At 72.0% G+C, this 21,893-nt stretch carries 19 protein-coding genes; 4 read left to right on the plus strand and 15 right to left on the minus strand.

Annotated features, from left to right (window positions below):
- Positions 1-64: 64 nt before the first annotated feature.
- Positions 65-1,285, minus strand: a complete 1,221-nt coding sequence (gene ftsY, locus IO30_RS0117830; RefSeq protein ID WP_031144190.1) for a signal recognition particle-docking protein FtsY — start codon at positions 1,283-1,285, stop codon at positions 65-67.
- A gap of 140 nt (positions 1,286-1,425) precedes the next feature.
- On the opposite strand from ftsY, the gene IO30_RS0117835 reads away from it, so the two are divergent.
- Together IO30_RS0117835 and IO30_RS0117840 are read left to right on the plus strand one after the other, a co-directional pair.
- A complete protein-coding gene (locus IO30_RS0117835; RefSeq protein ID WP_031144192.1) occupies positions 1,426-2,892 on the plus strand; it encodes a cytosine permease in 1,467 nt (488 codons plus the stop codon).
- A 62-nt stretch (positions 2,893-2,954) separates the two neighbouring features.
- The gene (locus IO30_RS0117840) at positions 2,955-3,941 is read left to right on the plus strand and encodes an LLM class flavin-dependent oxidoreductase (protein WP_031144194.1); all 987 of its coding nucleotides are present in this window, start codon (positions 2,955-2,957) and stop codon (positions 3,939-3,941) included.
- Between the two features lie 41 nt (positions 3,942-3,982).
- Here IO30_RS0117840 and IO30_RS0117845 read toward each other — a convergent pair whose 3' ends face one another.
- The 4 genes from IO30_RS0117845 to IO30_RS0117860 form a co-directional block, all read right to left on the minus strand.
- Complete coding sequence (locus tag IO30_RS0117845; RefSeq protein ID WP_031144195.1) at positions 3,983-5,413, minus strand: sugar porter family MFS transporter; 1,431 nt, start codon at positions 5,411-5,413, stop codon at positions 3,983-3,985.
- A 229-nt stretch (positions 5,414-5,642) separates the two neighbouring features.
- Entirely contained in the window at positions 5,643-9,431 is a 3,789-nt protein-coding gene (locus IO30_RS0117850; protein WP_031144197.1) for an AAA family ATPase, read from the minus strand.
- A gap of 205 nt (positions 9,432-9,636) precedes the next feature.
- Positions 9,637-9,852 (minus strand): hypothetical protein, encoded by a 216-nt coding sequence (locus IO30_RS0117855; protein ID WP_031144198.1) that lies wholly within the window; start codon positions 9,850-9,852, stop codon positions 9,637-9,639.
- Positions 9,853-10,201: 349 nt separating this feature from the next.
- Positions 10,202-10,483, minus strand: coding sequence for an acylphosphatase (locus IO30_RS0117860; protein ID WP_031144199.1), 282 nt, complete (start codon positions 10,481-10,483; stop codon positions 10,202-10,204).
- Between the two features lie 130 nt (positions 10,484-10,613).
- On the opposite strand from IO30_RS0117860, the gene IO30_RS0117865 reads away from it, so the two are divergent.
- On the plus strand, positions 10,614-11,561 hold the full coding sequence (locus tag IO30_RS0117865) for a CAP domain-containing protein (protein ID WP_031144200.1): 948 nt from the start codon (positions 10,614-10,616) through the stop codon (positions 11,559-11,561).
- A 26-nt stretch (positions 11,562-11,587) separates the two neighbouring features.
- On the opposite strand, the gene IO30_RS0117870 is transcribed toward IO30_RS0117865, so the two are convergent.
- Positions 11,588-12,199 (minus strand): flavodoxin family protein, encoded by a 612-nt coding sequence (locus IO30_RS0117870; RefSeq protein ID WP_031144201.1) that lies wholly within the window; start codon positions 12,197-12,199, stop codon positions 11,588-11,590.
- Positions 12,200-12,316: 117 nt separating this feature from the next.
- On the opposite strand from IO30_RS0117870, the gene IO30_RS0117875 reads away from it, so the two are divergent.
- Entirely contained in the window at positions 12,317-12,721 is a 405-nt protein-coding gene (locus IO30_RS0117875; protein WP_031144202.1) for a winged helix-turn-helix transcriptional regulator, read from the plus strand.
- Here the strand turns inward: IO30_RS0117875 and mutM are convergent.
- The 9 genes from mutM to IO30_RS0117920 form a co-directional block, all read right to left on the minus strand.
- Complete coding sequence (gene mutM / locus IO30_RS0117880; RefSeq protein ID WP_031144204.1) at positions 12,694-13,563, minus strand: bifunctional DNA-formamidopyrimidine glycosylase/DNA-(apurinic or apyrimidinic site) lyase; 870 nt, start codon at positions 13,561-13,563, stop codon at positions 12,694-12,696. The two genes, IO30_RS0117875 and mutM, sit on opposite strands and share 28 nt — an antisense overlap.
- A gap of 116 nt (positions 13,564-13,679) precedes the next feature.
- A complete protein-coding gene (rnc, locus tag IO30_RS0117885) occupies positions 13,680-14,543 on the minus strand; it encodes a ribonuclease III (RefSeq protein ID WP_031144206.1) in 864 nt (287 codons plus the stop codon).
- Between the two features lie 19 nt (positions 14,544-14,562).
- Complete coding sequence (gene rpmF / locus IO30_RS0117890) at positions 14,563-14,736, minus strand: 50S ribosomal protein L32 (RefSeq protein ID WP_003965982.1); 174 nt, start codon at positions 14,734-14,736, stop codon at positions 14,563-14,565.
- Between the two features lie 2 nt (positions 14,737-14,738).
- Positions 14,739-15,446, minus strand: coding sequence for a YceD family protein (locus tag IO30_RS0117895; protein WP_051859524.1), 708 nt, complete (start codon positions 15,444-15,446; stop codon positions 14,739-14,741).
- 69 nt (positions 15,447-15,515) lie between these two features.
- On the minus strand, positions 15,516-16,628 hold the full coding sequence (locus tag IO30_RS0117900; RefSeq protein WP_031144209.1) for a DivIVA domain-containing protein: 1,113 nt from the start codon (positions 16,626-16,628) through the stop codon (positions 15,516-15,518).
- A 103-nt stretch (positions 16,629-16,731) separates the two neighbouring features.
- The gene (coaD, locus tag IO30_RS0117905) at positions 16,732-17,211 is read right to left on the minus strand and encodes a pantetheine-phosphate adenylyltransferase (RefSeq protein WP_199921082.1); all 480 of its coding nucleotides are present in this window, start codon (positions 17,209-17,211) and stop codon (positions 16,732-16,734) included.
- A 29-nt stretch (positions 17,212-17,240) separates the two neighbouring features.
- Positions 17,241-17,819 carry a 16S rRNA (guanine(966)-N(2))-methyltransferase RsmD gene (gene rsmD, locus IO30_RS0117910; RefSeq protein WP_031144213.1) on the minus strand — a complete coding sequence of 193 codons (579 nt, stop codon included), beginning with the start codon at positions 17,817-17,819 and terminating at the stop codon, positions 17,241-17,243.
- A 41-nt stretch (positions 17,820-17,860) separates the two neighbouring features.
- Complete coding sequence (gene recG, locus IO30_RS0117915; protein WP_031144215.1) at positions 17,861-20,071, minus strand: ATP-dependent DNA helicase RecG; 2,211 nt, start codon at positions 20,069-20,071, stop codon at positions 17,861-17,863.
- A 37-nt stretch (positions 20,072-20,108) separates the two neighbouring features.
- Positions 20,109-21,770: a DAK2 domain-containing protein gene (locus IO30_RS0117920; RefSeq protein ID WP_051859525.1), complete on the minus strand. Its 1,662-nt coding sequence runs from the start codon at positions 21,768-21,770 to the stop codon at positions 20,109-20,111.
- Between the last annotated feature and the right edge of the window lie 123 nt (positions 21,771-21,893).

The following is a 21,893-nucleotide window of genomic DNA, read 5'->3' on the forward strand; positions in this document are numbered from 1 at the left end:
GTGCCCCCGTGATCCGTCCGTACGGATCGCGGGGGCACCGGCACGTCCGGGGCAGGGGCCTCGCTCAGTCGCCGATCAGGGCGTCCACGAACGCCTCCGGCTCGAAGGGGGCCAGGTCGTCGGGGCCCTCGCCGAGCCCGACGAGCTTGACCGGGACGCCCAGCTCGCGCTGGACGGCGACGACGATGCCGCCCTTGGCGGTGCCGTCGAGCTTGGTGAGCACGATGCCGGTGATGTCCACGACCTCGGCGAAGACGCGGGCCTGGGTCAGACCGTTCTGCCCGGTGGTGGCGTCCAGGACCAGCAGGATCTCGTCCAGCGGGCCGTGCTTCTCCACGACGCGCTTGACCTTGCCGAGCTCGTCCATCAGACCGGTCTTGGTGTGCAGGCGGCCCGCGGTGTCGATGAGCACCACGTCGGCACCCTCGGCGATGCCCTCCTTGACCGCGTCGTAGGCGATCGAGGCCGGGTCACCGCCCTCGGGACCGCGCACGGTGCGGGCGCCGACGCGCTCGCCCCAGGTCTGGAGCTGGTCCGCGGCGGCGGCGCGGAAGGTGTCGGCCGCGCCGAGGACCACGCTGCGGCCGTCGGCGACGAGCACCCGGGCCAGCTTGCCGGTGGTGGTGGTCTTGCCGGTGCCGTTCACGCCGACGACCATCACCACGGCGGGGGTGTCCAGACCGCTCTCGGTCTTCACGGCGCGGTCGAAGTCGGTGCCGACCAGGGTCAGCAGCTCCTCCTTCAGCAGGGTGCGCAGTTCCTCCGGGGAGCGGGTGCCGAGGACCTTGACCCGCTCGCGGAGCCGGTCGACCAGTTCCTGGGTCGGCGCGACACCGACGTCGGCGATGAGGAGGGTCTCCTCGATCTCCTCCCAGGTGTCCTCGTCGAGGTGCTCCCGGGAGAGCAGCGTGAGCAGCCCCTTGCCGAGGGAGTTCTGCGACCGGGCGAGACGGGCCCGCAGCCGGACCAGGCGGCCGGCGGTGGGCTCGGGCACCTCGATCTCGGGTACCGGCGGAGCCTCCACGACCGGGTCCTCGACGGCGGCAGGCGTCGCGAGGGCGGCCTCCGCGTCGGGGAGGGCCACCTCCTCGATGGTGCGGCGCGGCTCTTCGGCCGTCGGTGCGGCGTCCTCCCCCACCTGGGGTTCGGCGGGCGGGGCAGTGATGGTCGGCGTGCTCGGCGGTGCCGGGGGCAGCTGCTTCTTCTTGCGGCTGCTGACCACGAGCCCGCTGATCGCGCCGACCGCGACCAGGGCGATGACTACAGCAAGGATGAGGATGTCCATAACCAACCCAGTATCGGCCACGAAGGCTCCGAAGCCGGGACCTCGCAGGTTCCCACCAGGACTGAAGCCTCTATTTGTGGTTTTAACGGCACATCTACGATGATGAGCGACTCCCCTCCCCCACCCCCACGGAGTAGCGCATGCCTGCCGAGCCTGCCGACGGCGCGATAGCCCCCGCCGAGAGCACGGTCGAGACCCGCGGCCTCGAGCCGGTCCCCGACAGCGAGCGCAGCGGCCGGGTCCGCGAGCTCGTGCCCACCTGGGTGGCCGCCAACATCAGCGTGCTGCTGCTGACCATGGGCGCCGGTCTGGTGATCTTCAACAAGCTCAACATCTGGCAGGTGCTCGTCGTGGCGGTCGCCGCGCCGGTCGTCTCGTACGGGATCGTCGGCCTGATCTCGATCGCGGGCAAGCGCGGCGGAGCGCCCGGCATGGCCCTCTCGCGGGCGGTGTTCGGCCAGCGCGGCAACCTCTTCCCGGGCGCCCTGATCTGGGTGGCCCGCTGGGGCTGGGAGACCATCAACGCGGTCAGCGGGGCCTATGCCGTCCTGACCGTCCTCGACCTGCTCTTCGGCATCAAGAGCAACACCACCCTCATCGTCGTCACCCTGCTGTTCTTCGTGGGCTGCACCTTCGTGGTCTCGGGTCTGGGCATCAACGCCCTGCGCGTCTGCTCGAAGTGGTCCACCTACCTCTTCGGCGCCTTCAGCGTGCTCGTCCTCGGCTACCTGGTCTTCACCACGGACTGGTCCGCGGTCTTCGCCAAGCCGGCCGGCTCCACCGCGATGATGGTCGCGGGCATCGGCACGATCGCGGCCGGCGGCATCAGCTGGGTGCCCTCGGGCCCCGACTTCACCCGCTACCTGCCGCGCACCGCCTCCTCCAAGGGCATGGTCGGGGCGACGATCGGCGGCGCCGGCGTCGTCGTCCTGCCGATGGTGCTGATGGGCGCCGTCATGGCCGTCGGCACGCCGGACCTGGCGACCGCGCAGGACCCGGTCTCCTTCATCGGCGAGCTGCTCCCGACCTGGATCGCGGTCCCGTACCTGCTCATCGCGCTCGTCGGCATGCTGCTGATCAACTCGATGTCCATGTACTCGGCCGGCTTCACCGCGCAGACCCTCGGCATCAAGGTCCCGCGGGCCTGGGCGGTCAGCGTCAACGCCGTCATCAGCCTGGTCTTCGGCTTCCTGCTGATGGTGGTCGCCACCAGCTTCTTCGGCTCCTTCATCTCCTTCCTGACCCTGCTGGCCGTGGCCTTCTCCGCCTGGATCGGGGTCTTCGGCGTGGACATGCTGCGCCGCCCGGCGTACGACGGCGCCGCACTGCTGGACACCACGCGCACCAGCGCCTACTGGTACCGGGGCGGCTACGCCTGGCAGGCGATGACCGCGTGGGCGCTCGCCCTGGTGGTGGGCCTGCTCTTCACCTCGGTGGACTGGTTCAGCGGGCCGCTCTCCTCCACCTGGATCGGGCAGAACGGCCTCGGCTGGGTGGCCGGCATCGTGACCTCGGGCCTGCTGTACGCCGTACTGCCGCGCACGCAGGCTCCGGCCGCGCACGCTCCGGCCGGGGAGCGCGAGCTCGCGGAGACCCTGTCCAACTGACGCCACGTCAGCTAACGTCCCCCCTCGCCCGCCCACCACATCCGGCGAAGGGGGACTTCTCCATGCCCATCACCGTGGCCCGGTTCAATCTCGTCGACCCGAACGGCACCCCCGAGTCCCTCTCCGCCCGCTACAAGGCGGCGCTGGAGATGGCCCGCTACGCGGACGACCGCGGGATCGACACCGTCCAGACCGAGGAGCACCACGGCACCGCCAACAACTGGCTGCCCTCCCCCTTCGCCTTCGCGGGCGCGGTCTTCGGCGCCACCCGCCGGATCGCGGTCACCGTCTCGGCGATCATCGGCCCGCTGTACGACCCGCTGAAGGTGGCCGAGGACATCGCCGTCCTGGACCTGCTCAGCGGCGGCCGCCTCGTCACGGTCGCGGGCATCGGCTACCGGCCCGAGGAGTACGAGCAGCACGGTGTGGAGTGGGGCCGGCGCGGCAGGCTCCAGGACGAGCTGCTGGAGACCCTGCTGAAGGCGTGGACCGGTGAGCCGTTCGAGTTCCGTGGCCGAACCGTACGGGTCACCCCGCGGCCCTTCACCCAGCCGCACCCGCTGCTCCTGGTCGGCGGCAGCTCCGAGGCGGCGGCCCGGCGCGCGGCCCGGCTGGGGCTGCCGTTCTTCCCCAGCGCGCACCTGCCGGAGCTGGAGGCGTACTACCAGGCGAAGCTGGCGGAGTACGGCACGGAGGGCTTCTGCATGATGCCCGCGGCCGAGACCCCGCTGCTGCACATCGCGCAGGACCCGGACCAGGTGTGGGCGCAGTACGGCGAGCACTTCCTGCACGAGGCGGGCATGTACGCGTCCTGGCAGTCCAAGGACATCCGCAGCGCCGTACGGTCGGCCGCGCGCTCGGTGGCGGAACTGCGCGAGGAGGGCGTCTACCGGGTGCTGACCCCGGACGAGGCGGTCGCGTACGCCCGGGGCGCGGGCGAGGCCGGGAACCTGGTGCTGCACCCGCTGTGCGGCGGAATGCCCGTGGACGAGGGCTGGCGCAGCCTGCACCTGCTGTGCGAACAGGTACTGCCCCGGCTCAAGGACTGAGCCGGGGCAGTATCGAGGAGATGGGGTGTTGGCGGGGAGGATTACCCCATCTCCTCCAGCGCCTTGCCCTTGGTCTCCGGCACCCATTTGAGGACGAAGGGGATCGAGAGCACGGCGAAGATCGCGTAGATGACGTAGGCGCCGGACAGGTTCCAGTCCGACAGCGACGGGAAGCTGACCGTGATGACCCAGTTGGCGATCCACTGGGCGGCGGCCGCCACGCCGAGGGCCGCGGCCCGGATGCGGCCCGGGAACATCTCGCCGAGCAGCACCCAGACCACCACGCCCCAGGACAGGGCGAAGAAGAGCACGAAGCAGTTGGCCGCGATGAGGGCCACGAGCCCCTGGGTGTGCGGCAGGGCGATGTCGCCGCCGCTGGTGTCCTTGTAGGAGAAGGCCCACGCGGCCAGTCCGAGGGAGATCGCCATGCCGGTGGAGCCGATGAGCGCGAGCGGCTTGCGGCCGATCCGGTCGACGAACACCATCGCGATGACCGTACCGACGATGTTCACGACGGAGGTCTCGAAGGAGTACAGGAACGAGGAGCTCGGGTCGACACCGACCGACTGCCACAGCGAGGAGCTGTAGTAGAAGATCACGTTGATGCCGACGAGCTGCTGGAAGAGCGAGAGGCCGATGCCGACCCAGACGATCGGCAGGAAGCCGAAGCGGCCGCCGAGCAGGTCCTTGAAGGTCGACTTCTGCTCCGAATGGATGGCGTTGTCGATCTCACGGACCCGGGCGTCGGCGTCGATGCCCTCGCCCTCGACCTCGCGCAGGACCGTCTTGGCCTTGTCCATCTTGCCGACGGAGACGAGGAAGCGCGGGGACTCGGGGATGGCGAAGGACAGCAGACCGTAGAGCACGGCCGGGACGACCATGACGCCGAGCATCCACTGCCAGGCTTCGAGGCCGCCGATCTCTCCGCGCTGGTCCCCGTCGGCGAGGTTGAGGATGCCCCAGTTGACCAGCTGCGAGATGGCGATGCCGATGACGATGGCGGCCTGCTGGAAGGAGGCGAGCCGGCCCCGGTAGGCGGCCGGGGAGACCTCGGCGATGTAGGCGGGGCCGATCACCGAGGCCATGCCGATGCCGAAGCCGCCGACGATGCGCCACATGGCGAGGTCCCAGAGGGCGAACGGCAGGGCCGAACCGATGGCGCTCGCGGTGAAGAGGACGGCCGCGATCTGCATGCAGCGGATTCGGCCGATCCGGTCGGCGATACGGCCGGCCGTGGCCGCACCGAAGGCGCAGCCGATGAGTGCGGCGGCGATCACCTGGGCGAGGGCGGCGGAGCCGACGTCGAAACGGTCGCGGATGGCCTCGACGGCCCCGTTGATGACCGAGCTGTCGTAGCCGAAGAGGAAACCGCCCATGGCAGCGGCCGCCGTGATGAAGATGACGTGCCCGAGGTGGTCGGGTGCTGCGCCCCGGCCACCGCCTGAGGCGGGTGCGTTCGCTGTGCTGGTCAAGGTGCGCTCCTGGGCCCGGCGCCGATGTCGGGAGTGGGGGTTGCCGTCTGTACTCGTGTTCCTTGCGCGTGTTCCTCCAGTGGCGCACAGCAAACTGCGCACCACCACCTGAAGGTCGACACGGCACAGCAGAGCCTATGGCTTCACTTTCTGAAGTCAATAGGGGATGAAGAACGCGTTAAACGCGAAGACCCAGGGCTCTTGTGTTCACTTCATGAACTGAAGGGCCTCAGCGGAGCCGCTGGCTGATGACCTTGGAGACCCCGTCGCCCTGCATGGAGACGCCATAGAGCGCGTCGGCGACCTCCATCGTCCGCTTCTGGTGCGTGATGACGATCAGCTGTGAGCTCTCCTGGAGCTCCTCCATGATCCGGATCAGCCGCTGGAGGTTGGTGTCGTCGAGCGCCGCCTCCACCTCGTCCATCACGTAGAACGGGCTGGGCCGCGCCTTGAAGATCGACACCAGCAGGGCCACGGCGGTCAGCGAGCGCTCACCGCCGGACAGCAGCGACAGCCGCTTGACCTTCTTGCCGGGAGGGCGCGCCTCGACGTCGACGCCGGTGGCGAGCATGTTGTCGGGATCGGTCAGGATCAGCCGGCCCTCCCCACCGGGGAACAGCCGCGAGAACACCCCCTCGAACTCCCGCGCCGTGTCGCGGTACGCCTCGGTGAACACCTGCTCGACCCGGGCGTCGACCTCCTTCACCACTTGAAGCAGATCGGCCCGTGTCTTGCGCAGGTCCTCCAACTGTTCGCTGAGGAACTGGTGTCGCTCCTCCAGCGCCGCGAACTCCTCCAGCGCGAGCGGATTCACCTTGCCGAGCTGCTGGTACGCCCGCTCGGCGGCCTTCAGCCGCTTCTCCTGCTGCGCCCGTACGAAGGGCCCGGGACGGTTGCGCGGATGCTCCGGGTCCGCCGGCAGCGTCTCGCCCTCGGCCGGCGGGGACGGCGGCACCGGCTGATCGGGCCCGTACTCGGCGACGAGCCCGGCCGCCGCCATGCCGAACTCCTCCAGCGCCTTGGTCTCCACCTGCTCGATGCGCAGCCGCTTCTCGGCGCCCAGCACCTCGCCGCGGTGCACGGAGTCGGTGAGCTTGTCGAGTTCGCCCAAAAGGTCCCGCCCGCGGTTCCTGGCCTCGCCGAGCTCCCGCTCGCGCAGGCCCTTGGCGTACTCGGCCGCGGTGCGCTCCTCGTCGGCCCGGCCCAGCGAGACCTCCACGTGCGCGAGCAGCTGCCGAGCGCCGTCGGCCACCGCGCCCGCCACCTGCGCCTCGTGGCGCAGCCGGGCCCGGCGGCGCTCGGCCCTGGTGCGGGCCTCGCGCTCCGCCCTGGCTCCGCGGTCGAGCGAATCCGCCCTCCCAGCCAGCGCCTTGACCCGCTCCTCGTGGGTCCTGAGCTGGAGGCGGGCCTCCATCTCGGTCTGGCGGGCGTTGGCCCCGTCCGCGGCGAGCCGGTCCCGCCGGGAGCTGTCGGGCTCCTGCCCGCCCGCGTCCCCGGCCGGGTCGCTCTCCTCTGCCGTCGCCAGCTGCTCCGCGGCCTCCTCCACGTCGGCCAGCGCCTGCTCCAGCGCGTCCTGGGCCTTCGCCGCCGCGGCCACGCTGCGCTCGGCCTCGCCCGCGGCGCCCTTGGCCTGGCCGGCGAACCGCCCGAGCTGCTGCGCGGCCCCCGCGCGGGCCCGTTCCCCGGCGCGCCGCTGCTCGGCGAGCTCCTCGACCCGGGCCGCCAGGTGCTGCTTGTGCTCCTGCGCGGCCTCCAGGGCCCCGGCCAGCTCCGCGCACTGCCCGTCCAGCCGGGCCAGTTCCGCCGAGGCCTCGTCCACGGCGGCCTGCACCTCGATCAGGCTGGGCACACCGGCGGAGCCGCCCTGGGCCAGGCGAGCCCCGAGCACGTCGCCCTGGGCGGTGACGGCCACGGCCTCGGGGCGCCGGGCCACCAGTGCCTCGGCCTCCTCCAGGGTCCCGACGACGACGTGGTCCCGCAGCACCCATTCCACGGCCCGCACCAGGGCCGCGTCACCGTGCACCAGCCCGGCGGCCGGTACGGCCGCCGCCTGCGCGGCGACGTCGACGGGGGCAGGGGCCGGAGCGCCGACCGGGGCGGAGGCCGGGGCGCCGACCGGGGCAGGGGCCGGGGCGCCCACGGAGCCCGGCGCCTGGGCGCCCACGGCAGTGCCGCCGCCCTCCCCCGCCTGCCCGGGCACGCAGCCGTCCGGCTCCTCGCGCCGGCCCGCAGCGCCCGCGCCGTCCGCGGCGCCGCCCGCAGGCCCGGTCCGGAGAGGGCCCGCACCCTGGCCGGGCACCGCCGCGGCCGTGATCAGGAAGGCGGCACGGCCGCCGTCCGTGTCCCTCAGGTGGCGGATGGCCCCGGCCGCGGCCCCCGGTGAGGCCACCGCCAGCGCGTCCGCCGCCGAACCGAGCGCCGCCGCCACGGCGACCTCGTACCCCGCGGTCACCGAGAGCCGCTCCGCCGCCGGGCCCAGCAGCCCGGCCAGCTGGTCCCGGGCCGCGAGCAGCGCCCCGGTTCCGTCCTTGCGGCGCAGCCCCAGCGCCAGCGCCTCGCGCCGCGCGGACACGGCGGCGCGCGAGCGCTCCGCGGCCTCGGCCGCCTGCCGGGCGGCGGTCAGCGCGGCCTCCGCCGCCGCCAGTTCGGCGCGCGCCGCCTCGTGTTCCCCGGTCGCCGCCGCGTCCCCGTCCAGCTCCCCGACCTCGGCCGCGAGGGCCTCGTACTCCTCCTGCGCCGCGGCCGCCCGGTCCTGCGCCCCGTCCCGCGCCAAGACCAGCCGGTCGATCTCGGCCTGGGCCGCGGCCGCCCGGGACCGGGCGGCGCCGAGGCGGCCCTTCAGCCGGGCCAGCGCCTCGCGCCGGTCGGCGACGGCCCGCGCGGCGTCCCTCAGCCGGCGCTCCTCCTCGGCGAGCTCCCGTTCCAGTTCGGCCCGGTGGGCCGAGGTGTCCTCCAGCGCGTACGAGGCCGCTTCCAGCGCCGCCGTCAGCTCCGCCTCCTGCTCGCGGATCCGGGCGGCCTCCTTCTCCATCTCCTCGGGGTCGCGGCCCCGCCGCTCCTCCTCCACGGGAGCCGAGGCGCTCTTGACCCGCGCGTCCGCCAGGCTGGCCGTCCCGCGGACCCGTTCGGCGAGCTGGGACAGCTCGTACCAGGTCTGCTGGGCCTGCCGCAGCCGCGGGGCGAGCTCCCGTACGGCCTCCTCCAGCTCCGCCTCGCGCCGCTGGGCGCCCGCGAGCTGCGCCTCGGCGGCCTCCTTGCGTTCCTTGAGCGCCGCCTCGTCCGCGATCTCGGCGTCGAGGGCGCCGCGCAGGGCCACCAGGTCGTCGGCGAGCAGCCGCAGCCGGGCGTCGCGCAGGTCCGCCTGGATCACGGCGGCCCGCCGGGCCACGGCCGCCTGCCGTCCGAGGGGTTTGAGCTGGCGCCGCAGCTCGTCGCCGAGGTCCTGCACGCGGGCGAGGTTGGCCTGCATCGCGTCCAGCTTGCGCAGCGCCTTCTCCTTGCGCTTGCGGTGCTTGAGCACTCCGGCCGCCTCCTCGATGAAGGCGCGGCGCCCCATGGGATCGGCGTGCAGTACGGAGTCCAGCTGACCCTGCCCGACGATGACGTGCATCTCGCGGCCGATGCCGGAGTCGGAGAGCAGTTCCTGGATGTCGAGCAGGCGGCAGGTGTCCCCGTTGATCTGGTACTCGCTGCTGCCGCCGCGGAACATGATCCGGGTGATGGTGACTTCGGCGTAGTCGATGGGCAGCGCGCCGTCGGAGTTGTCGATCGTCAGCGAGACCTCGGCGCGGCCGAGCGGCGGGCGCCCGGTGGTCCCGGCGAAGATGACGTCCTCCATCTTGCCGCCGCGCAGGGATTTGGCGCCCTGTTCGCCCATGACCCACGACAGGGCGTCCACCACGTTGGACTTGCCGGAGCCGTTCGGTCCCACGACACAGGTGATGCCGGGCTCGAAGCGCAGGGTGGTCGCGGAAGCAAAGGATTTGAATCCGCGCAGGGTCAGGGACTTGAGGTGCACGCCGCCGGACTCTACCTTTCGCGTTCGGTTTCACCCATGAAGGTGCAGGGCACGACTCACGTCAAAAGGAGGAGACCCCCGACCGGCCCATCCTCCGGGCAGGCGGTGGCGCGGGTCCGCGGACAGGACCCGTGGTCCAAGAAAGAAGGGACGCCGAAGCGTCCCTTGCAGATCATGCGGTGCTGGATTGCGTCGAATGAACGGGTCAGGTGAGCGCAGGCTCCGCCTGGGGTACGTCGATGTCGATGCTGTCCAGCAGCGAGTCTCCGTGCTGAGCGGCGGCCGCGTTCAGCGCGTCATTTTCGGACTGAATCCGTACGAGCTCGGACTCGAGGTCCTGGACGCGCTGCTGAAGCCGTCGCATCTCGGCGAGGAGTCGCGGATCGGAACCGCCGACGTAACCGAGAAGCGCCTTTGCCATGATGGATGGTCCTCCACACTGAGTGACCGACCGAAGCGGTGTGGGTCGTGAGGGAATCGCACCCGCGGATGTCCGGCAGCGACGGACAGTCACTGCGCTTACTACTGCCAACACTGCCAAACAGCTCAGGTGCGCGGGGCTTCCAGCGTCTCACCAAAAAGTTTGACGGTCAACACGATCACGCCCCGTATCGGCGGGCGTCCGGGCGCGCTCGAGGCGCGCGGAGATCATCCTCGTTTCCGAGCCTTCCACGGATCGACCGCCGCGGCAACGCGTCGGCGGAGAATGCGCAGTTCCGGCCGGGTGCCGACCGCCGCGAGATGTGATCAGTACATGATCAGTCGATCCTTCACCTGATCGCGAACCCGTCGTAGCCACCGCGCGGTGTGCCCCAGATCTCTGTCACCCCGTCCACCCTCCCGGGCGTGTCGGCGGACCTCAGCCAGTCGAGCAGCCGGTGGCAATTCTCACGTTGACCTTCGGCCACCACCTGTACTCGCCCGTCGTCGAGGTTGAGGGCGAAGCCGACGACCTCTCCGATCTCCAGGGCGTTGGCCCTGGTGAACCAACGGAAGCCCACTCCCTGTACACGGCCGCGCACCCAGGCGGTCAGCCGGACCTCTTCATCCATGCGTGAACGCTAACCGGGCAAACACTTTCGGCACACATCGCCCCCCGATGCCATGGCGTACAGTCGCGCAGCAATGAACTCACCCATTTGGGTGAGTAACGGATGATCTTGCAAGGAAGGCACGACAGCGATGGGACGCCACCGACTCCACGCCGCCCCGCGCCGCGGCGGCAAACGCGGCACCGCCGTGCGCTCCGGCCTGCTGGGCGTCTCGGTGGCCGTGGCCCTTGGGGCGGCGGCCGTGACCACCGGCATGGTGCCGGTCGGCGGGTCCTTCCCCTATGTCGGCGTGAGCGGTACGGACACCGTCGCCGGGACGGCGGCCAAGGCCAAGGCCTCGCCGACTCCGGGCAGCACCTCACCGCAGGGCGGCCTCGCCAACCTGTCCGGGCGTACCCCCGAGGCGCCGGCCCCCGCCGCCTCCGGCCGTCCCTCGGCCAAGCCCTCTCCGTCCGCGTCCCCGTCGGCCTCGGCCTCCGCTCCGGCCCCCGCCTCGCCGAGCCCGTCCGCCCCGGCCGCGCCGAGCACCGCGCCCGCGGCTCCGGCGTCCCCTTCCGCGAAGCCTCCGCACAAGCCCGTGGTCCCGGCCCCTTCGAAGCCGGCCGTCCCCGCGCCGTCCGTCCCGGCGCCGGTCATCCCCGCGCCGACCACCCCCGCACCCAAGCCCACACCGACGCCGGCGCCGACGCCCGACGACGGCCACTCGGCCGAGGAGGCCGCGGTGGTCACCCTGGTGAACCAGGCCCGCGCCCAGGCCGGGTGCGGTCCGGTACGGGCGAACCCGCCGCTGGCGGCGCTGGCCGGGGCCTTCAGCAAGGACATGGCCACCCGCGGCTTCTTCGACCACACCGACCCGGACGGGAACAGCCCCTGGGACCGCGCCGCCAAGGCCGGGCTCTCGGGCCTCGCCGCCGAGAACATCGCCCGCGGCCAGGGCGACGCCGCGTCCGTGATGACGGCCTGGATGGACAGCCCGGGCCACAAGGCGAACATCCTCAACTGCGAGTTCCGCACCCTGGGCGTCGGCGTCCACGTCGCCGCCGGCGGCCCCTGGTGGACCCAGGAGTTCGGCTTCTAGTCCGGCCGGGGCAGGCCGCCGCCCGCTCAGACGGCGACGGCCGCCAGGGCCGCGCGGCCCGCCACGACGATCCGGGTCTGCTCGGCCACCCGGCGCCCGAGGTGCTCGGCGGTCGCGATGTCGGCCTTGTGCACGGCGTCCGCACCCTCGTCGGAGTTGGACTGGGCCGCGGCGCCGGAGAAGAAGCCCAGGCGGTTGAGGTCGTTCTCGGACCCGGTGCTCGAATTCCAGCCCGGCTTCAGACCGAGGTTGACCCAGCTCATGCCGTGCTGCGCGGCCAGGATCTGGAAGTACTGCAGGGTGTGCAGCTTGTCGCCGCTCTTGGAGCCGGAGTTGGTGAAGCCGGCCGCCACCTTGTCCTGCCACACGTCCCCGAACCAGCGCTTCGAGGTGGCCTCGGCGAAGACGTGGAAGGCGCCCGAGGCCGTACCCATGTAGGTCGGGGAGCCGAAGACGATCGCGTCGGACGCGTCGAGCAGCTCCCACTGGGCGTCGTCGATCTCGTCCACCTTGATCAGGTGCACGGTGGCCCCGGCGTCCGCGGCGCCCGCCCGGACGGCCTCGGCGATGACGGCGGTGTGCCCGTACCCGGAGTGGTAGGCGATCGAGACGACGGGGGTGTGAGCGGCTGCGGACATGGTGGTTCTCCCTCAAGACGTTCCTGCGGCGTCGCGGTGCGACAAGAGAAAGAAAAGCACTAACTTTTCGAAAGCGCAACCTACGAGTTAGCGCTGCACAGGAGTACGCTTGTTCGTATGGAGACCCCTGCCTGTACCGAAGCCGACGCAGCGCTCCCGCCGTTCGACGTCTTCGCGCGCGCCTGCCCGTCCCGGGAGACCCTGGAGCACGTCACCGGACGGTGGGGCAGCCTCGTCGTGGGCGCGCTGCGCGAAGGCCCGTGCCGCTTCAACGAGCTGCGGCGACGGGTGGAGGGGGTCAGCGAGAAGATGCTCTCCCAGACGCTGCACGCCCTGGAGCGGGACGGCATCGTCCACCGCGAGGCGCAGCCCACGAACCCGCCGCGCGTCGACTACGAACTCACCCCGCTCGGCGTCGAGGTGGCGGACCGGCTGCTCTCGCTCATCCACTGCCTGGAGGGAAGCATGCCGCAGGTGCTGAGTGCCCGGCAGTCCTACGACACCGCGCGCGGCGGCCTCTGACAGCGCGGGCAGAAGTAGCTCGACCTGTTCATCCAGGGCCGGCGGCGCATCGGCGTACCGCAGCGCCGGCAGGGCTCGTCCTCGCGTCCGTAGGCGTCGAGCGAACGGTCGAAGTAGCCAGACTCCCCGTTCACGTTGACGTACAGGCTGTCGAAACTGGTCCCGCCGACGGCCAGGGCCGCGTTCATCACGTCCCGGACGTGGCCGAGGAGTTCGGTGCTCCTCGGGCGGGTCAGGGCGGCGGTCGGGCGCTCGTAGTGCAGCCGCGCACGCCACAGCGCCTCGTCCGCATAGATGTTGCCGACCCCGCTGATCAGGGACTGGTCCAGCAGCGCCCGCTTCACGGTGGTCCGCTTCGCGCGCAGGGCGAGGTGGTAGGCCACCTCGTCGAACAGCGGGTCCAGGGGGTCCCGCGCGATGTGCGCGATGACGTCGGGCAGGCCCTCGGTGCTCTCGGCGACGGTCTCGTGCAGCGAGAGCCCGCCGAAGGTGCGCTGGTCGACGAAGCGCAGCTCGGTCCCCGCGGCGTCGTCGAAGCGGACCCTGATCCGCAGGTGCTTCTCGTCCGGGGCGCCCTCGGGCTGCACGAGCAGCTGCCCGCTCATCCCCAGGTGCCCGAGCACGGACAGGTCCCGGCCCTCCAGGGGCAGCCACAGGTACTTGCCGCGCCGCCTCGGTACGCCGATGGTCTGCCCGCCGAGCCGGGCCGCGAAGTCCGCGGCGCCCGCCGGGTGACGGCGCACGGCCCGCGGGTGCAGCACCTCGACGGCCTCGACGGTCCGCCCGGCGACCCACCGCTCCAGCCCCCGCCGCACGACTTCGACTTCGGGCAGCTCGGGCACGGGGTTCCTCCGGTAAGGATGCGGGCGGCACGCTCCGGCGAGCGTACCGGAGCCCGGAAACGGGACCGCCCGCCCCTGTCGGAACAGGGGCGGGCGGGGAAATCCCGAAGGAAGGGTCAGGCGTCCGGTGCCGCGTCGACGGGCGTCGGCGCCCCGCCGTCCACGGCCTCGGTCCCGGCTTCGGCTGCGGCCGGAGCCACCGCCTCGGCCGGAGCGGCGGCGGCCGCGGCTGCTGCCGCGATCCGTTCGTCCGCCGCGGTGCGGATCCCGCGCCAGGCGGATTCCGCGGCCTGCTGTTCCGCTTCCTTCTTGCTGCGGCCGGTGCCGGTGCCGTACGAGACACCACCGACGCGGGCGGCAGCTGTGAAGGTCTTCTCGTGGTCCGGACCGGTCTCGGTGACCAGATATTCCGGTACGCCAAGACCTTCGGCCGCCGTGAGCTCCTGGAGACTGGTCTTCCAGTCCAGGCCGGCCCCGAGGTTCGAGGACTTCTCGATGAGCGGGTCGAAGAGCCGGTGAACCAGCTCCGAGGCCGCGTCGAGGCCCTGGTCGAGGTAGACCGCGCCGATCACCGCTTCAAGGGTGTCGGCGAGGATGGAGGCCTTGTCCCGGCCACCCGTGCCCTCTTCGCCCCGGCCGAGCCGGATGAAGGAGCCGAGTTCGAGGCCGCGCCCGACCTCCGCCAGTGCACGCGAGTTGACCACCGCGGCCCGCAGTTTGGCCAGCTGGCCTTCCGGCAGATCGGGGTGGGTCGTGTACAGCGTGTCCGTGACCACCAGGCCCAGCACGGAGTCCCCGAGGAACTCCAGCCGTTCGTTGGTGGGCAGACCGCCGTTCTCGTACGCGTACGAGCGGTGGGTCAGTGCACGCACCAGAAGGGCGGACTCGAGTCGATACCCGAGCCGCCCTTCCAGAAGCGTGTGGGACGAGGCCGCGTTGTTACTGTCTGCCTGCTTCTCAGCGTTGGACAGCTCAGACATTGCGCCTCTCACCAGCCGCTCAGACCTCGAGGACCTGGCGCTTGTTGTAGGTGCCGCAGCTCGGGCACGCAATGTGCTGGAGCTTCGGCTCCTGGCAACGCTCGCACGAAACCAGGGTGGGGACCGCAGCCTTCCACTGCGACCGGCGGTGGCGCGTGTTGCTGCGCGACATCTTCCGCTTCGGAACAGCCACGGCTACTTCTCCTGCTTCTCGGCGGCGCCCTGAACTCCGTCAGAGGCAGTGCCGCTCATGTTGTCCTTCTCATCGCCCTGATCGGTGACGAGTCCTTGCAATGCCGCCCATCGGATGTCGACGGCGTCATGGTGGTGGTCCGGGTCGTCGTTCAGGCTGAGCCCGCAATCGGGGCACAGTCCGAGACAGTCCTCCCGGCACACCGGCTGCAGCGGCAGTGCGAGCACCACCACGTCGCGCAGCACGGGTTCGAGGTCGAACAAGCCGTCCTCGAGGAAGAGCGTGTCCTCGTCGTCCTCGGCGTCGTCGGCCGGTTCCGCCTTGGAGCGGCTCCGGTCGTCGGCGTCAGGGTACGAGAACATCTCCTGGAAGTCCGCCTTGAGCTCACGCTCGACGGACTCCAGACACCTTACGCACTCCCCTACGGCCGATGCACGGGCGGTGCCTGTGACGAGCACCCCTTCCATGACCGCTTCGAGGCGGAGCTTGAGCTTCAGCGGGGCGCCTTCCGGTACCCCGATGACTCCGGCGAGACCGAGGTCCGCCGGCGCCGCGATCTCACGGGACAGCCGCTGCATGGCACCAGGACGCCGACCCAGCTCGTGCGTGTCGAACACGAGGGGGTTGCGGTGGTCGAGGCGGGTATTCAGGGCCGTTCCTGCTTTCACAGATCGCTGAAGATCAAAGTTTCCGCCACATGTGGGCAGCATGGATCGCGGTGCATACGCGCGACCGAAGAGCCAGGATACCCGGCGCTTCGCCCTGAGCCCAATCCGGTGTCAGCGACCCTGTTCGTACTGGCGCAGCTGGTCCAGGTTGATCATGCTCGTGTCGAAGAAGCTGGTCTCGTCGAGCGAGGGCTGCGGCGCCTGGGGCTGCTGGTACGCGGCGTAGGGGTCCGGCTGCTGGGCGTCGTAGTGCCCGGCGTAGCCCCCTCCCGCGGAGCCGGCGCCCGCACCGGCGTACGGGTCGGGCTGCTGCTGGTAGCCGCCGTAGGGGTCCTGGTAGGCGTACGCGTCCTGCTGCTGGGGCTGGGCGTCGTAGTGCGCGGCGTAGGCCCCCGCGGAGCCGTCGCCCACGCCCGCGCCGTACGTGTCGTATCCGGGCCCGGGCTGCGCCGGGAGCTGCACCTGGGCCGGTGCGGGCTCCGCCAGGCCCGCCAGGAAGTCCGCGTCGCTCGACGAGCGGGACTGCCGGTCCCCTGCGGCGTCCTGGGCGGCCATGTGCGCGCCGAGGTCGTCGGTGGGCACCCGGCCGAGCAGCTTCTGGCGGCCCCGCCCGACGGCCTCCAGGGTCTTGGAGAGCACTGCCTCGAAGGTCGCCAGCTTGGTGTCCACGTACGCGTCCGCCTGCTCGCGCTGGGTCCGCGGGTCCGCGCTGCGCTCGGGTGCGTCCGCGTCCTCGTCCGCGTTCCCGTAGCCGGGGTGGCCGAGGCCGTCCGGGCCGGGCCCGCGCCCGAGCAGCTTCTCCCGGCCGCGGTCCACGGAGCCGATGGTCTTGGTCAGGACGACCTCGAAGTTCGCGAGCTTGCTGTCGACGTAGTCGTCGGCCTCGGCCCGGATCTCCTCGGCCTCCCGCCGTGCGTCCGCCAGGATGCGGTCCGCCTCGGCCTGGGAGCGGCGCGCGACCTCGGTGTCGGAGATCAGCGAGCCCCGCTGGCTGTGCGCGGACTCGATGATCCGGTCCGCCTCCCGGCGGGCCTCCTCGACCATCTGCTCGCGGCCGCCGATGAGCTCCTGGGCCTGGGCGAGGGAGCCGGGGAGCGCCTGGCGGACCTCTTCGAGCTGGGCGAGCAGCTCGGCGCGGTTGATCACGCAGGAGGCCGACATGGGCATGGAGCGGGCGCCGCCGACGGCCGCGACGATCTCGTCGAGCTTCTTCTGCACGTCCATGGGGGCTCGCACTCTCTCGGCCTCAGGCGGTTCCTGAGACGGACGGGACGACTGTAAGGCCAGCGGACGGACCCCCGACACTGACTGACGGCCCGTCAGCCGGTCAGCGGTTGCGCAACCGTTCCAGCAGCGCCGCGTGCACGTGCGCGGGCAGCAGGTGGGCCACGTCGCCGCCCCAGGCCGCGACCTCCTTGACCAGCGAGGAGGACAGGAAGCTGTAGGTGGGGTTGGTCGGCACGAACAGCGTCTCGACGCCCGACAGTCCCATGTTCATCTGGGCCATCTGGAGTTCGTAGTCGAAGTCGCTGACGGCGCGCAAGCCCTTGACGATGGCCGGGATGTCCCGCTGCTTGCAGAAGTCGACGAGCAGTCCGTGGAAGGACTCCACCTCGATGTTCCCGTAGTCGGCCGTCGCCTCGCGGATCAGCTCGATCCGCTCCTCGACGGTGAACAGTCCCTGCTTGGACTGGTTGATCATCACGGCGACGTGGACCACGTCGTAGAGCCGGGAGGCCCGGCCGATGATGTCGAGGTGTCCGTTGGTGATGGGGTCGAACGACCCAGGACAGACGGCGCGGCGCAACTGAAGTCCCTCGCTCTCCGGTGCGGGCATCATGAATCTTCGCTGGTGAAGGCGGCGCGACCGTACCAAAGGGTGCCCTCGCCGTACTTCCGCGACCGGAGCGGCTCGAATCCTTCCGGCCAGGGGAAGGCACCGCTCCTGGTGCTGCGCTCCACGGTGACGAGCGCATCGCCCGTGAGCCAGCCATTGGACGTGAGTGTGAGGAGGATCTCGCCAAGATCGTCGTGGGTGACGGCGTACGGCGGGTCCAGGAAGACGATGTCGTACGGGTCCCCGCCGGCTCGCGCCGCGACGATCTGCTCGGCCTTGCCGGGCCGGAATTCGGCGCCGGGCAGGCCCACCGCCTTGATGTTGTCCCGGATGGACTTGGCAGCCTTGGGGTCGGTCTCGACCAGCAGGGCGTGGTCCGCGCCGCGGGAGAGGGCCTCCAGGCCGACGGCGCCCGAGCCCGCGTAGAGGTCGAGCACCCGCGAGCCCTCCACACCGTGCAGCGACTCCCAGGTGGAGAAGAGGCCTTCGCGCATCCGGTCCGAGGTCGGCCGGGTGCCGGTGCCGGGGGGCACGGCCAGCCGTCGCCCGCCGGCGCTGCCGGCGATCACGCGGGTCATCTGGGGTCCTTCGGTCTTCGGAACAACGGGCCCCCCTATTGTCAGCCCTTCTCCAGGTACTGCTCCCGGTCGGTGTCCAGCAGGGCCTCCAGTGCGGTCCGCAGGCCGGGCAGCCGCTCCAGCTCGGGGTCCTCGGCGACGACGCGGGCGGCCTCCTCCCGGGCCTGGGCGATGACCTCCTCGTCCTCGATGACCGCGAGCATGCGCAGCGAGGAGCGCACGCCCGACTGGGCCTGGCCCAGGACGTCGCCCTCGCGGCGCTGTTCCAGGTCGATCCGGGAGAGCTCGAAACCGTCGAGGGTGGCGGCGACGGCGGCGAGCCGGGCCCGGGCGGGGCTCGCCTCGTGCATCTCGCTGACCAGCAGGCACAGGCCCGGGGCGGAGCCCCGGCCGACGCGGCCGCGCAGCTGGTGGAGCTGGGAGACGCCGAACCGGTCCGCGTCCATGATCACCATGACGGTGGAGTTCGGGACGTTCACCCCGACCTCGATGACGGTGGTCGCGACCAGCACCTTGACCTCGCCCGCGGCGAAGCGGCGCATGACGTCGTCCTTGTCGGACGGGTCCATCCGCCCGTGCAGCACCTGGACCGGCAGGCCCGCGAGCGGGCCGAGGGTGAGCTGCTCGGCGATCTCCAGGACCGCGAGCGGGGGCCGCCGGTCCCCGTCCTCCTGCGCGGCCTTCTTCTTCTTGGGCTCGTCCTCGCCGTCGCCGATCCGCGGGCAGACCACGTACGCCTGGTGGCCGTTCTCCACCTCCTCGCGGACCCGTTCCCAGGCCCGGGTCAGGAAGTGCGGCTTGTCCTTGGCGGGCACCACGTGGGTGGCGATCGGCGAGCGGCCGGCGGGCAGCTGGTCGAGGACGGAGGTCTCCAGGTCGCCGAAGACGGTCATGGCGACCGTCCGCGGGATGGGGGTCGCGGTCATGACGAGCAGGTGGGGCGTCCGCTTTTCCCCCTGGGAGTGCCCCTTGGCCCGCAGGGCGTCGCGCTGTTCCACGCCGAAGCGGTGCTGTTCGTCGACGACGACCAGGCCGAGGTCGTGGAACTGCACCTTGTCCTCGATCAGGGCGTGCGTGCCGATCACGATCCCGGCCTCGCCGGTGACCAGGTCGAGCAGGGCCTGGCGGCGCGCGGGCATCCCCATCGAGCCGGTGAGCAGCACCACCTTGGTGCCCCGGTCGGAGCCGCCGAGCATGCCCCCCTCGGCCAGCTCGCCCATCATCTCGGTGATGGAACGGTGGTGCTGCTGGGCGAGCACCTCGGTGGGCGCGAGCATGGCGGCCTGCCCGCCGGAGTCGACGACGGCGAGCATCGCCCGCAGGGCCACCATCGTCTTGCCGCTGCCGACCTCGCCCTGGAGGAGGCGGTGCATGGGGTGGCTGGTGGCCAGGTCGTCGAAGATCTCCTTCGAGACGGTCTGCTGGCCCTCGGTGAGGGTGAAGGGCAGCTTGGCGTCGAAGGAGTCGAGCAGTCCGCCGGGGACGGGGCGCCGGGGCACGGCCGGCAGCTGGGAGTCGGCGTGCCTGCGGCGGGCCAGCGCGACCTGGAGGACGAAGGCCTCGTCCCACTTCAGGCGCTGCCGGGCCTCCTCGATGTCGGCCTTGGTGCCCGGCCGGTGGATCTTCAGCAGGGCCTCGGTGAGCGGGACCAGGCCGCGGCCGTCGCGCAGGGCGGGCGGCAGCGGGTCCACGACGTCCTGGACGCGGGGCAGCACGGCGTCCACGCACTTGGCGACCTTCCAGGACTCCAGCTTGGCGCAGGCCGGGTAGATCGGGATCAGCTGGTTCGCGAAGGCGGCGGCCGCGTCCTGGTCCGAGGCGTCGGCTCCGAGCAGTTCGTAGGCCGGGTGGGAGAGCTGGAGCTTGCGGTTGAACATGCCCACCTTGCCCGCGAACATCGCCCGGGTGCCCGGCAGCAGGTCCTTGTGCGGCTTGTGGACGCCCGCGCCGAAGAAGACGAGCTGGAGGCGGCCGCTCCCGTCGGTGATGGTCACCTCCAGGCGTCTGCCCCGGCCCCCGTTGAAGGTCAGGACCCGGGCGTCGGCCACCTGGGCGACGACGGTGACGTGTTCGTCGAGCTGGTCGGCCAGCTCGGCCAGCGGGGTCAGCTCACCGCGCTCCGCGTACCGCCGCGGGTAGTGGTGGATGAGGTCCAGGGCCGTGTGCAGGCCGAGCTGCTCGGCCAGCACCTTGGCGGTGGCGGGGCCGAGGGTCTTCTTGAGGTCTTCGTCGAGCGCGGGCACGTGTTCCATTGCACACCATGGCGCCGACAAGCCCCCCGTGCGACCCCTACTCGACCCCGATCAGGAGCGGCGCCGAGTGTCGTCCGCCGTGGTAGGTGACGGTGTCCACGGCGAGGTGTCCGTGCTGTACGTACGCCTCCAGGCGCTCGGCCAGGGCCTCGGGCACCTCGGGGCCCAGCACCAGCGTGACCAGTTCGCCGCCCGAGCCGAGCATCCGCTCCAGGACGGCCTCGGCGGTCTCGGTCAGGCCTGAGCCGATGACGGCGACGTCCCCGTCGATGAGCCCGAGCACGTCGCCGGCCTGGCAGATGCCCGCGGAGGTGAAGGACTGCCGTTCGGCGACGGCCAGCTCCGCGTACCGGGTGGCGCCGGCCGCCGCGGTCATGGCGACCACGTCCTCGTCGAAGGTGGCCTCCGGGTCGTGCACGGCGAGGGCGGCCAGGCCCTGCACCGCCGACCGCGTCGGGACGACGGCCACCCGTACCCCGTCGGCCCGGGCCCGCTCGGCCGCCGCGGCGGCCACCGCGCGCAGTTCGGCGCCGCCGGGCAGGAGCACCACCTCGCGGGCGTGTGCCCGCCGCACGGCGTCGAGCAGTTCGGCGACGGCCGGGACCTCCCCGGGGGGTACGAGCACGGTGGTGGCGCCCGCCTCGGCGCAGAGCCCCGCCAGCCCCTCGCCCGGGACGAGGACCACCACGGCCCGCTGGCTGCGTTCGCCGCGGGCCCGGCGCCGCTCGTCGCCGAAATGGGTGATGCGTATCCGGTAGGGCCGTCCGGCGACCACTCCGGCCTCCACGGCCGCCCCCGGGTCGTCGACGTGGACGTGGACGTTCCACAGCCCGTCACCGCCGACGACGACGAGCGAGTCGCCGAGCCCGTCGAGCCGTGCGCGCAGTTCCCCGACGGCCGCGTCGGAGGCCTCCAGCAGGTAGATCACCTCGTACGCCGGCCCGTCCTGCTCCTGCGCGCAGGGCTCCGGCGTCTGCGGTACGGGCACGGCCCGGCCGCGCACCGGTTCCGCGGCGGGCACCTCGCCGGACAGGGCCTGCCACAGGGCCCCGAGGACGGCGACCAGCCCGCAGCCCCCGGCGTCGACCACTCCGGCCCGGCCCAGCACGGCCAGCTGCCCCGGTGTCTCGGCCAGGGCCGCGCGGGCCCCGTCGTAGGCGGCCCGGGCCACCTCCGCGGCGCTCCCGGCGGCTTCCCCGGCGGCCTCGCCGGCCCGCGCGGCGGCGGTGGCGACGGTGAGCATGGTGCCCTCCACCGGGTGCGCGACGGCCTCGTACGCCGATTCCGCGGCCCGGGTCAGCGCTCCGGCCAGCAGCCGGCCGGGCCCGTGCCCCGTCGGCGCGTCGCCCAGTACGTCGGCCACCCCGCGCAGCAGCTGGGCCAGGATCGTCCCGGAGTTGCCGCGGGCCCCGAGCAGCGCTCCGTGCGCGTAGGCCCGTACGGCGCGGGCGAGGGAGGTCCGCGCTGTGGCGTCGGCCACGCGGCCGGAGTCGTCGAAGGCCTCGGTCAGGGCGCGGTCGGCCGCTTCGGCGGTCAGGTAGAGGTTGGTGCCGGTGTCCGCGTCGGCGACCGGGTAGACGTTGATCGCGTCGATGTCCTCGCGGGCACGGCCCAGTGCTGCCAGGGCCAGCGAGCTCCAGGTGCGCACCGCTCGGGCGTCGAGCTCGTCAGGGGCCTGCGGCTGCGACTCGTGCGGCACCGGGCGTTCCTCCTTGTGCGGGCCAGGGTTCACCGCAGGGTAACGAAGGACTGCCCGGGCGTCGGGACTGCGGGGCGGGGGCAGCGGCGGTCATGGTAGTTTTCTTGGACGGACGCAGTCGTT

It is taken from the genome of Streptomyces xanthophaeus, assembly GCF_000725805.1.
Lineage (GTDB): Bacteria > Actinomycetota > Actinomycetes > Streptomycetales > Streptomycetaceae > Streptomyces > Streptomyces xanthophaeus.